Below are 9,258 nucleotides of genomic sequence, written 5' to 3' on the forward strand. Positions count from 1 at the left end.
CCCCGGATGTCCGGTTCAAGTACTGCCGTTACCGCATCCCGGGCGCCTTGAGGCGCTCCAGGCTCAAGCCGCAGCGCGAGCTGCGATCACCTCTTCCATCAGCGTCAACTTCGCCTGATGCATCAGCCACTGCTGGACGCCCCAGTTCCCGACGGCAGCCGCCCACAAGTTCAGCTTCTCGGCAGGTAGGTTGCGGCGGGTGGACCGGTCGTCGGCATGCAGGTAGTCGGAGACGTGGGACGCATAGCACTCGGTCCGCTCGGCGAGCGTGCGCTGGGTCATCGCGTTGATCCGGCGATGCAGCCATGACGCCCGCACCGCCTGGCGATACGAGGCGCACCCGTCGATGATCTCGGCTGGCAGGAACGCCGGCCCGTTGACCACACCGCCCAGCAGCCTGAGTTCGTCCACACAGCCTCCTTAGTGAAAATTCATCGCGTAACCGGTTGAATAACCGGTTGGGCATTGCGTAAAAAGAAAGGCATCAGAGCGATGCCCGCTAAACTTTCCCTACGTCACCACATGGAACCCGGCCATGCCCAAATCCAAGCCCATCGAGATCCCGCACTGCGCGAGCTGCGGAAACCAGACGGACGTCCCCGCCGCTGCCAAGACCTGCCGCTTGTGCAGCGGACCGATCGTCGTTGGCGATCCCTGGATGACGGCGTTCAGAAAAGAGCTGATCGGGACGCAGGCCATGGTTCAGGTCGCCAAAGAGGACCCGGAGAGTTAGGAGGCCCATCCGTCGCCGTGGCTACAATCGAAGCTCTCACACACCGATTGACAGCCTTGGAGGCGACGTATGGACCAAAACACCGTTACCTATTACTCAAACTTCCAGACCGAACTGGAGCCACTGCTCGATTCGGTCAAACTCAGGATCCAATTCACTCCGACCCCTGGCGACGACGATCTGTACGCAACGCCGTGGATTGCGATCCCGCGAGAATTGCTTCCCGCCTTGCTAGAAGACCTTTCCAAACAAGCCGGACAACTTCAGGCGATGGCGAATCTCGCCCCTCAGAATCCGGATCAGCCGAACTGAGCAGGCACGCAACGACCCTCTGGTTTTGCATCGTCGTCTCCCCGTCAGGCAGGATGGGCTGGGACATCTGCCAACTCCGGCCAGATTTCCGCCCAGTCGTCGGGGCAGACCATCTGGCGGGTCACTCGGCCGCCGGTGAGTCGCTCCAGCTTCCGTGCGATCACGGGTCGCTTGTCTTGGGGGATGCCAGACTTCACCCAATTGGAAATGTTTTGCTGGGAGACGCCGAGCTCAGCTGCGAGCTTCGTTTGCGATCCAGCAATTGAAATGGCGATGTCGAGCGGGCCAGAGAGGGCTTCGGTCATGGTGAGTGAGCGCGTTGTCTACAAACGTATTTGTAGCACTCTACAAACCTTTTTGCAAGGCAAGGCTACAAAATGCCTTGTTATGAACACGTACGCCGAACGACTCGCCTGGGCTATGAAATGCGCGGGCCTCGACCCTCACACCGATCAAAGCGAACTCGCACGCCGAGTCGGTCATGGATGCAAGCCTCAGAACATCCAGCACCTGCTGGACCCCAACAAAAACGCCCGGTCCAGCAAGTACACCGTCCGCCTCGCAGAGGTGCTCAATTGCGACGTCAACTGGCTCGCTTACGGCGGCCCGAATAAGCCGAAGGTGAGGAGCACCCCTCCAAAGGCGGGTGACAATCCTGTGACAACCGAGGCTTACAATGAGCCTTCAAGTGCACCCCAGCCGACTCCGCTCAGCTACCCGGCGGACACAGCGAAGTTCAGGCGCGTGTTTGTTGTGGGGAGGGCAACGGGGGGCCTTCCTGATCGTATTTGGACGGATGGTGATTACCCAGTGGGAGCAACAGATCAGTACGCAGAGATTGCAAGTCCGGACCCCCATGCATTCCTGACGCCAGTTGTCGGGACATCGATGGTGCCGCGGTTCAATCCCGGCGAATTTGCACTTGTCGAACCCGGCACCGAGCCAGAGATTGAGGACGATGTGCTCGTGCGTCTGGCTACCGGCGAGACGATGATCAAGCGCCTACTCTCACGCCGCGCCGGCCTTCGCCTGGGCAGTTATAACGACCCCCAAGTTCTGACCTACGACCTGGAAGACGTGACTTGGGTCTATTACATCGCGCACCCCGTTCCCGCGCGAAAGATCAAGACGCGCCTGTAAAGCGCGGACAATGAGACCCACATGCGAGCACTTCTGCTACTTCCCATCGTTGCGGCTGGCGCGGCCGGCTGCATGACCATGCACGACCTGGACAAGCAGACCCCGGTGCGCACCGAAACGCTGCGCGGGGATTACCTAGAGGTCGCGCAATGCATCGAGGCGCGTCAGATCCGTGCGGGCCAGCCGGGCCAGATCAAGCTATCGAACGACAAGGCGCGCAAAGAGGCACTCATCACCTGGAACCATGACCTTGGCACCTTCGCCACGTTCATGTTTTCGGCGACGGGCCCGCAGGCGACAGAGATGAAGGTCTACTCGACCATCGGCTTCAACGAAGCCTGGATGACTACGATTAAGAGCTGCGAGCCAGCCGTGCTTGCGCAGTAACCATCGCGCAATCAAGTCGAGCCCACCCTCTGCGGTGGGCTTTTTTTACACCTCAATTTGCCCCACCACCCGCGCCCTCTTTCGGTGCGCGTCTTTTCGTTTGTAGGACTACATATTTATTTGTAGATTCTCCTTGCGCTAACTACAAACTTATTTGTAGAATGATCTCCATCGACACCCCAACCGATGGAGACGACAGTGACCCGCACCCTCACCCTGCCCCAGATGGCAGACCTGATCCGAGAGCAAGCCGTGGAAGCCACGGCTGAGAAGCTCGGCATGTCGCCTCCGGACGTCGCCTGCGCCCTGCGCGCTCGGAACGAGCAAGTCCTGAACACGTTCTGCGAGTTCGTCACCGCCGGCTCGAAAGCTGCCGAGCGTCTGCACGACCTCGGTCTCCTGGCCATCGCTTAAGGAGCCGCCATGCCGACCCTCAAATCCTTCGCCCGGATCTTTCCAGGCACGCAGCGTACCGATGAAGCACGTGTGATCGTGACGGCCGCCGGCTACGCATGGTCCGTGTCCGGCGAGCTCACCACGCCCGGCTTCGGCCAGACCCCTCGTTTCGCAGCCGCGAGCATCCGCGCGGTCAACGACGACGGCAGCGAGAACGGTGAGCTGCTGGACTACCTCGATTCGAACTTCGTTCAGCACCTCGAACTGCAGGCCGCCGAGTCGCTGGCCGAAGAGCGCGCAGAAGCCCGCGCCTTTATCCGCCAGTCGCACGCCGAGCAGGACCTGTGCGACCGGATCGATGCCGCCCGGAGCGTCGCATGAGCACCGACACCGACAACATCGCCTACGGCACACAGGCCGAGCGCGCATATCTCGATGGGCTGGCGAAGAAGCCGGAAGCCGCTCGCCTGCTGCGCAACTACATCGCCGCATCGGCCAAGCGTGTCGTCTGGAACTCGATCGACAAGGCCGAAGTTCTTGGCCACGCGTACCAGCTGCTGAGCGCCATCGAAGGCCGAGACCGCCTCGCCGCGTAACCCTACCCGCCCGCGCGACGCGGGCCAGGAGACCTCCATGACCACCCAGACCATCGAAGTGCAGGGCTTCATCCTCGGACAAAAGAACTCGTGGAGCGACAAGATCGACTACACGTGGTCGACCGTCGAAATGATCGAACACGGCTACATGACGATCGGTCGCCACACGCTGACGTTCGATCTGCCGGACGGCTTTGACGTCATCACCGAGCAGATCCGGATGCTCGAGCGCCAGCGCGACAAGATCCGCGCGCAACTGGCGAAGCGCATCAAGGAAATCAACGAGCAGATCCAGTCGCTGCAGGCCATCGAGTACACGCCGGCCGAGTCCGTCGCGAGCCCGCTCTGATGGATCGCGCCCGCATCGACCGCAACAACCGCGCGCTGGCCGTGGCCTTCTGGCTTGCCGTCGGTTACGCCACGGTGATGGCCGCGAAGGAGCTGCTGGCGTGATCTACGACCCTCGCTCAAACGCACTGCTGGCGGTCGCGAAGTGCTCGAGCGGCAAGCAATGGGCCGGTGCCATCGGCTTCGGCCTGGCCGCCGGCATCGTGTGGTGGCTCACCGTCGCGCTCGCTGCAGGAGGCTGACATGGACGACGGCGGCATCCAGTACTGGCAGTCCCTCGGCCAGCAAGAAGAGGCAGAGGCAGCTCCCACCCAATCCAACCAGGAGACCAATCATGGCATTCACGAAAGCAGTGCGGAAGAAGGCGAAGCTTCGCCTGGCACTGACCGGCCCCTCGGGCTCGGGTAAGACGCTCGGCGCGCTGATGATCGCGCGTGGCCTGGGCGGACGCGTCGCATGCATCGACACCGAGAACGGTAGCGCGTCGCTCTACAGCCACGTCGCCGACTTCGATGTGATGGAACTCGCACCGCCGTTCACCCCGGAGCGCTACATCGCCGCCATCCGCGAAGCCGAGAAAGCAGGATATGACGTGCTGATCGTCGACTCCACCACACACGAGTGGAGCGGTTCCGGCGGCATCTTGGAGCTGGTCGATCAGGTCGCATCGGCAAAGTTCCGCGGCAACTCGTGGAGCGCCTGGAACGAGCTGACGCCCCGCCACCGCGCTTTCATCGACGCCATGCTGCAGTCCCGCATGCACATCATCGCGACAGGCCGCAGCAAGACCGAGACCGCGCAGGTGGAAGAGAACGGCCGCAAGAAGGTGGCGAAGCTCGGGATGAAGACCGAGCAGCGCGACGGCTTCGAATACGAGTTCACCGTGGTCCTCGACATCGTGCACGACGGTCACTACGCCAATGCATCCAAGGACCGAACGGGCCTGTTCCGCGGCGACGCCAAGCCTATCAGCGAGGAAACAGGGAAGGTGCTCGTTGAGTGGCTGGAAAGCGGTGTCGAGCTGCCGGAGCCGTCCGCAGATGCCGCGCTGCCCCAGGACACCGTCGACCTCGATGACGCACTCCTGACGTTGCGTGAGTGCGCCAACCTGGACGAATTGAAGACCGTCTTCGGCACGCTCTGGCCCAAGGCTACTGCAGTCCAGCGCAACGACATCAAAGCGTCCTACGACAAGCGCAAGGCCGAACTCGAACCCCACGCCGAAGCGGCGTAACCCTTCCCCTCAAGTCAGCGGATTAGAACCATGATCATCACCATCGACATCGAGACCATCCCCGCGCAGCACCCCGCCGTGCGCGCAGCCATTGCCAAGGACATCACGCCGCCCGGCAACTATAAGAGCGCGGAGACCATCGCCAAGTGGGAAGCCGAAAGCAAGCCGGCTGCCGTCGAAGAAGCCTGGCGCAAGACGTCGTTCGATGGCGCCCTCGGCCACCTGGCTGTGATCAGCGTCGCGTTCGACGATTACCCGCCCGCCACGTTCCATGCGTCGGAGCCGACCGTCGACGCCGTGGTGGCGCAAGAGAGGACCGTGCTGCAGGCGTTCTTCAAGTACCTGAACGAGAACTACGATCCGAGCCGCAATCGTCCGCCGTGCTTCGTCGGGCACTACGTGACTGAGTTCGATCTGCGCTTCATCTTCCAGCGCGCGGTGGTCTTCGGCGAGCGCCCGCCAGCGTTCATTCCCTTCCACGCGAAGCCGTGGGATGAGACCGTGTTCGACACGATGACGCGCTGGGCCGGCGCGCGCGGCACGGTGAAGCTGGACAAGCTGTGCCAGGTCTTCGGCTTCTCAGGCAAGGGCGACATCGACGGCTCCAAGGTCTGGGACTACGTCAAGGCCGGCCGTCTGCCCGAGGTGGTTGAGTACTGCGCCGACGACGTCGCGCGCGCTCGCTCCGTCTACAAGCGGCTCACGTTCCAAGCAGCCTAAACGCCCCCTTTGGCCGGCGCGTTCCCGGCCCTTCCCTCCCACCACCGGAGCCCAGCATGCTCGAACTCGAAAACCAACTCACCAAGATCCTGCACATCAACACGCGCAACGAGAAGCACGGCGACGACAACGTGCTGGGCGTGGACCTGAAGCTCCAGGCGCGCGTATCGAACGACCTGCTCGCGCAGTTCTCGCCCACGCTGAAGGCCTCGTTCTATCACAAGGAAGAGTCGGTGCAGGGCAGCCTGGTGACCGATGCCGGCTACCTGCCGAACCTGAAGAATCCGGCGCTGGGCACGGTGAAGTGGGACGGCAACTGGGAGCACCAGAAGCTGACCATCCTGAGCGGCGTGCGCGCTGAGGATGACATCGAACTCGACGACGCCAAGGTCAACAAGCTGTCGTTCGACTTCCAAGAGGGCGGCACCGTCTTCATCAACTTCCGCGTGCAGGCACACCCCGACGAGACGACCACCGCGCGCATTCTCCAGCTGCTCGGCCAAGAGGTGCACATGAGCCTCTCCTACGACGAGCCCGAAGAGCTGAAGGAAGCGGCGTAACCATGAACTGGCCCCTACGCACCCCGGTCCGCGCGGCCGACCGACTGAACGGCGACGTCGTCGATCTCGCGCGCGACTCGTCCGACCTGAAGCGCCAGAACGCCGAGCTGCGTCAGCAGCTGGCCGAGACGCGATCGCTGCTCGACGTGGCGCGCGAACGCAACCTGGTGCTGAGCACTCGCATGCAGCAGATCGAGCGCCTGGCGCACTCGCTGAAGGCCGGCGCGGCCAAGAACCCGATGCAGGCGCTCTCGCGCTGGGTGAAGCACGGCCCGGAGTCGGAGCTGCTGGCAACGCTCACAACGAACAACAAGGACAAGGCATGATCCGCCGCGAGTACAAGACATTCGGTTTCTGCTGCGGCCTCGGCGGCGGCGCCAAGGGTTTCAAGAAGGCCGCTTCGCAGGTCGGCAACATGGTCGCCACCTGGAAGTGCATCGGCGGCATCGATGTCGACCCGGCAGCTGCCCGCGACTTCGAGAAGCTAGTGGGCGTGCCGTGCACGGTGATGGACCTTTTCACGCGCGAGATGTTCACCGCCTTCCACGGCAAAGAGCCGCCGGCGGGCTGGCGTGAGGCGACGCCGAATGACATCAAGCGCGCAGCGGGACACGAGCGCCCGAACTGCGTGTTCATCTCGTCGCCGTGCAAAGGCGCGTCCGGCCTGCTGTCGGAAGCGCTGAGCCGCACGCCGAAGTACCAGGCGCTCAACGAGCTGACGCTGCGCTGCGTCTGGCTGATGTGCGAGGCATGGAAGGATGATCCGGTCGAGCTGATCGTGTTCGAGAACGTGCCGCGGCTGGCGACGCGTGGCCGGCATCTGCTCGACCAGATCAACCAGATCCTGCGCCACTACGGCTATGCCGTGAACGAGACCACGCACGACTGTGGCCAGTTGGCCGGTCTGGCGCAGAGCCGCAAGCGGTTCTTGCTGGTCGCGCGGCACATGGAGAAGGTCCCGGCATTCCTGTACGAGCCCCCGCTGAAGCGCCTGCAGGGTGTCGGTACGGTGCTCGGCCGCATGCCGATGCCTGGCGCGCAGCCTGGTGGCCCGATGCATCGCGTTCCGTCGCTGCAGTGGAAGACCTGGGTGCGATTGGCATTCGTGGAGGCCGGTAGCGACTGGCGCAGTCTGAACAAGCTGGAGGTGCAAGACGGCCACCTGCGCGACTACCTGATCATGCCGGAGCGCCGCAACGGCGCGCTGGGTGTGCTTGGCTGGCAAGAGCACGCCGGCGCGGTGGCGGGCGAATCGCTGCCCAGCAATGGGACGTTCTCGATCGCGGATCCGCGCGGCCCGGCGAACGCTGCGCAATACCAGCAGTACGGCGTGCTGCGCTGGGCAGAAGCATCCGGCGCCATCACTGCCGGCACGAACCCTGGCCAGGGCACGTTCAGCGTCGCCGATCCTCGCCACGCAGGCCCGGCCAAGCACAACAACGAGTTCCGCATCGTGCCGTGGGCTGACGCTGCCGGCGCGGTCACCAGCGCGCACGGCACCGGCCAGTGCGTGCAGGATCCGCGCGCGTCGACGGGCTTCGAAGGCAAGGGCAAGTACCGGATCACAGGCTTCGACGAGCCGGCCGGCACGGTCATCGCGCGCAGCGACACCGGCCAGGGCGCATATGCCGTGGCCGACCCGCGCCCAGGCATGCGCCGCGAGTCGGGCGACCACTACCTGACCGGCGGGCACTACGGCGTTGTGGCGTGGGAACAGCCGAGCGGTGCAGTGTCAGCAGCTGCCGGCCACGACAACGGCCGCTGGTCGGTGGCGGATCCGCGCATCCCCGCGGTGAACGACAAGCTGGTGGCGATCATCCGCGCGCTGGATGGCACGTGGCACCGCCCGTTCACCACGCTGGAGCTCGCTGCGCTGCAGTCGCTGATCGAGCCCGAGGAATATCTCGAGTTGGATGGTCTGAGCGATCAGGCCTGGCGCGAGCGCATCGGCAACGCCGTGCCGCCGGACGCCGCGCAGGCGATCGCCGAGGTGATGGGCACCACTCTGCTGCTGGCAGAGACGGGCGAGACGTTCATGCTGTCGGCCACGCCGGTGTGGGTGCGCTCGGTGGCTGTGGCGCTGTCGGTGTCGCAGCAATCGGAGGTTGTATGAAGATGCATGCCGCATTCGGTTCAATCAAGATCTCCCCAGACCTCCTGACCATCCGGCATAGGGGCACTCAGTTCCGAAGCCGCCTCACATTCTCGGTTTGCCACCGCCAGCAAATTCCCAGCATCATGTGCCGCATTTGCCCAATGCTCAATGCGGTCAACCCGGCCGCTCGGACTCTGCGCAAGCGCGTGCGCGGAACGGTCGAAGAGCCACGCGTTTCGCCCCATGTCTCGCTCGACATATCGCAACAGAGCCCCCGCCCGTGCAATCCTGTGAGCGCAGCGATTTGGAAGCGCAACCAGGGCTGCGAGATCGCTGTGGGTGAGATCAATATGGGCCAACTGGATGTGTTCTTTGATGACGTCGTAGGTATTGCTGTACTTGTCCTTGGGATCGTCATAGAAGTCCAGAAGTGCAGTCGCGAAGGAAATCTCTCGAATAGCAACCGAGATGCTCACACTGGCACGCGCAGCAACCAGATTGGCCTGATCGGCCGCTGCTCGGCGCCTCCGCTTCCCATCAAGAAGGGATATAGCGAGGGCTGTGAACACAGCGCCAATAGTGCCCAATGCCGTGAGGATGTCCCAAGCATCCTTCTCCGGCTTGAAAGTGAACTTCCATGCGGTGGCAATAGCGATGCCGCCAAAGAGGCCACCCAGAAGGCAGCCGATGATCACACGGCTATCGTCACGCAGGTTCACGATCACCCCTCCATTTTT

General features: G+C 63.2%; 17 protein-coding genes. 14 read left to right on the forward strand and 3 right to left on the reverse strand.

The features are described 5' to 3' along the window. Positions 1–63: 63 nt before the first annotated feature. Positions 64–411 (reverse strand): XRE family transcriptional regulator, encoded by a 348-nt coding sequence (locus AC1DK4_RS06735; RefSeq protein WP_441616369.1) that lies wholly within the window; start codon positions 409–411, stop codon positions 64–66. Between the two features lie 124 nt (positions 412–535). Between AC1DK4_RS06735 and AC1DK4_RS06740 the strand changes: the two genes are divergently transcribed. Both AC1DK4_RS06740 and AC1DK4_RS06745 read left to right on the forward strand, forming a co-directional pair. Then, entirely contained in the window at positions 536–733 is a 198-nt protein-coding gene (locus AC1DK4_RS06740; protein ID WP_441616371.1) for a hypothetical protein, read from the forward strand. Positions 734–802: 69 nt separating this feature from the next. Beyond that, entirely contained in the window at positions 803–1,045 is a 243-nt protein-coding gene (locus tag AC1DK4_RS06745; RefSeq protein WP_441616373.1) for a hypothetical protein, read from the forward strand. Between the two features lie 44 nt (positions 1,046–1,089). On the opposite strand, the gene AC1DK4_RS06750 is transcribed toward AC1DK4_RS06745, so the two are convergent. After that, a complete protein-coding gene (locus AC1DK4_RS06750; protein ID WP_441616375.1) occupies positions 1,090–1,350 on the reverse strand; it encodes a transcriptional regulator in 261 nt (86 codons plus the stop codon). Positions 1,351–1,432: 82 nt separating this feature from the next. Between AC1DK4_RS06750 and AC1DK4_RS06755 the strand changes: the two genes are divergently transcribed. The 12 genes from AC1DK4_RS06755 (at position 1,433) to AC1DK4_RS06810 (ending at position 8,539) form a co-directional block, all read left to right on the forward strand. Further along, on the forward strand, positions 1,433–2,185 hold the full coding sequence (locus tag AC1DK4_RS06755) for a S24 family peptidase (protein ID WP_441616377.1): 753 nt from the start codon (positions 1,433–1,435) through the stop codon (positions 2,183–2,185). Positions 2,186–2,206: 21 nt separating this feature from the next. Then, positions 2,207–2,572, forward strand: a complete 366-nt coding sequence (locus AC1DK4_RS06760; RefSeq protein ID WP_441616379.1) for a hypothetical protein — start codon at positions 2,207–2,209, stop codon at positions 2,570–2,572. Positions 2,573–2,770: 198 nt separating this feature from the next. Next, a complete protein-coding gene (locus AC1DK4_RS06765; RefSeq protein WP_441616381.1) occupies positions 2,771–2,986 on the forward strand; it encodes a Maf family protein in 216 nt (71 codons plus the stop codon). 9 nt (positions 2,987–2,995) lie between these two features. After that, positions 2,996–3,349: a hypothetical protein gene (locus AC1DK4_RS06770; RefSeq protein WP_441616383.1), complete on the forward strand. Its 354-nt coding sequence runs from the start codon at positions 2,996–2,998 to the stop codon at positions 3,347–3,349. Continuing rightward, a complete protein-coding gene (locus AC1DK4_RS06775) occupies positions 3,346–3,564 on the forward strand; it encodes a hypothetical protein (RefSeq protein WP_441616385.1) in 219 nt (72 codons plus the stop codon). The genes AC1DK4_RS06770 and AC1DK4_RS06775 overlap by 4 nt, the downstream gene beginning before the upstream one ends. A gap of 37 nt (positions 3,565–3,601) precedes the next feature. Next, positions 3,602–3,913, forward strand: a complete 312-nt coding sequence (locus AC1DK4_RS06780) for a hypothetical protein (RefSeq protein WP_441616387.1) — start codon at positions 3,602–3,604, stop codon at positions 3,911–3,913. A 100-nt stretch (positions 3,914–4,013) separates the two neighbouring features. Then, on the forward strand, positions 4,014–4,154 hold the full coding sequence (locus tag AC1DK4_RS06785; protein WP_441616389.1) for a hypothetical protein: 141 nt from the start codon (positions 4,014–4,016) through the stop codon (positions 4,152–4,154). Between the two features lie 92 nt (positions 4,155–4,246). Beyond that, complete coding sequence (locus AC1DK4_RS06790; protein WP_441616391.1) at positions 4,247–5,146, forward strand: ATP-binding protein; 900 nt, start codon at positions 4,247–4,249, stop codon at positions 5,144–5,146. Positions 5,147–5,176: 30 nt separating this feature from the next. Continuing rightward, the gene (locus AC1DK4_RS06795; protein ID WP_441616393.1) at positions 5,177–5,866 is read left to right on the forward strand and encodes a 3'-5' exonuclease family protein; all 690 of its coding nucleotides are present in this window, start codon (positions 5,177–5,179) and stop codon (positions 5,864–5,866) included. A gap of 56 nt (positions 5,867–5,922) precedes the next feature. Further along, positions 5,923–6,426, forward strand: coding sequence for a hypothetical protein (locus AC1DK4_RS06800; RefSeq protein ID WP_441616395.1), 504 nt, complete (start codon positions 5,923–5,925; stop codon positions 6,424–6,426). Between the two features lie 2 nt (positions 6,427–6,428). Then, complete coding sequence (locus AC1DK4_RS06805) at positions 6,429–6,752, forward strand: hypothetical protein (RefSeq protein ID WP_441616397.1); 324 nt, start codon at positions 6,429–6,431, stop codon at positions 6,750–6,752. After that, positions 6,749–8,539, forward strand: coding sequence for a DNA cytosine methyltransferase (locus tag AC1DK4_RS06810; RefSeq protein ID WP_441616399.1), 1,791 nt, complete (start codon positions 6,749–6,751; stop codon positions 8,537–8,539). Before AC1DK4_RS06805 ends, AC1DK4_RS06810 begins: the two co-directional genes overlap by 4 nt. Positions 8,540–8,559: 20 nt before the next feature. Here AC1DK4_RS06810 and AC1DK4_RS06815 read toward each other — a convergent pair whose 3' ends face one another. After that, positions 8,560–9,240 carry a hypothetical protein gene (locus AC1DK4_RS06815; RefSeq protein ID WP_441616401.1) on the reverse strand — a complete coding sequence of 227 codons (681 nt, stop codon included), beginning with the start codon at positions 9,238–9,240 and terminating at the stop codon, positions 8,560–8,562. Positions 9,241–9,258: the final 18 nt, after the last annotated feature.

This window comes from Cupriavidus sp. 05N38, from assembly GCF_056397345.1.

Excerpts from the sequence above, each read along its gene's own strand:
- AC1DK4_RS06740 (WP_441616371.1), top strand. The coding sequence starts at position 536 with ATGCCCAAATCCAAGCCCATCGAGATCCCGCACTGCGCGAGCTGCGGA.
- AC1DK4_RS06745 (WP_441616373.1), top strand. The coding sequence starts at position 803 with ATGGACCAAAACACCGTTACCTATTACTCAAACTTCCAGACCGAACTG.
- AC1DK4_RS06750 (WP_441616375.1), bottom strand. The coding sequence starts at position 1,350 with ATGACCGAAGCCCTCTCTGGCCCGCTCGACATCGCCATTTCAATTGCT.
- AC1DK4_RS06755 (WP_441616377.1), top strand. The coding sequence starts at position 1,433 with ATGAACACGTACGCCGAACGACTCGCCTGGGCTATGAAATGCGCGGGC.
- AC1DK4_RS06760 (WP_441616379.1), top strand. The coding sequence starts at position 2,207 with ATGCGAGCACTTCTGCTACTTCCCATCGTTGCGGCTGGCGCGGCCGGC.
- AC1DK4_RS06770 (WP_441616383.1), top strand. The coding sequence starts at position 2,996 with ATGCCGACCCTCAAATCCTTCGCCCGGATCTTTCCAGGCACGCAGCGT.
- AC1DK4_RS06775 (WP_441616385.1), top strand. The coding sequence starts at position 3,346 with ATGAGCACCGACACCGACAACATCGCCTACGGCACACAGGCCGAGCGC.
- AC1DK4_RS06780 (WP_441616387.1), top strand. The coding sequence starts at position 3,602 with ATGACCACCCAGACCATCGAAGTGCAGGGCTTCATCCTCGGACAAAAG.
- AC1DK4_RS06790 (WP_441616391.1), top strand. The coding sequence starts at position 4,247 with ATGGCATTCACGAAAGCAGTGCGGAAGAAGGCGAAGCTTCGCCTGGCA.
- AC1DK4_RS06795 (WP_441616393.1), top strand. The coding sequence starts at position 5,177 with ATGATCATCACCATCGACATCGAGACCATCCCCGCGCAGCACCCCGCC.
- AC1DK4_RS06800 (WP_441616395.1), top strand. The coding sequence starts at position 5,923 with ATGCTCGAACTCGAAAACCAACTCACCAAGATCCTGCACATCAACACG.
- AC1DK4_RS06805 (WP_441616397.1), top strand. The coding sequence starts at position 6,429 with ATGAACTGGCCCCTACGCACCCCGGTCCGCGCGGCCGACCGACTGAAC.
- AC1DK4_RS06810 (WP_441616399.1), top strand. The coding sequence starts at position 6,749 with ATGATCCGCCGCGAGTACAAGACATTCGGTTTCTGCTGCGGCCTCGGC.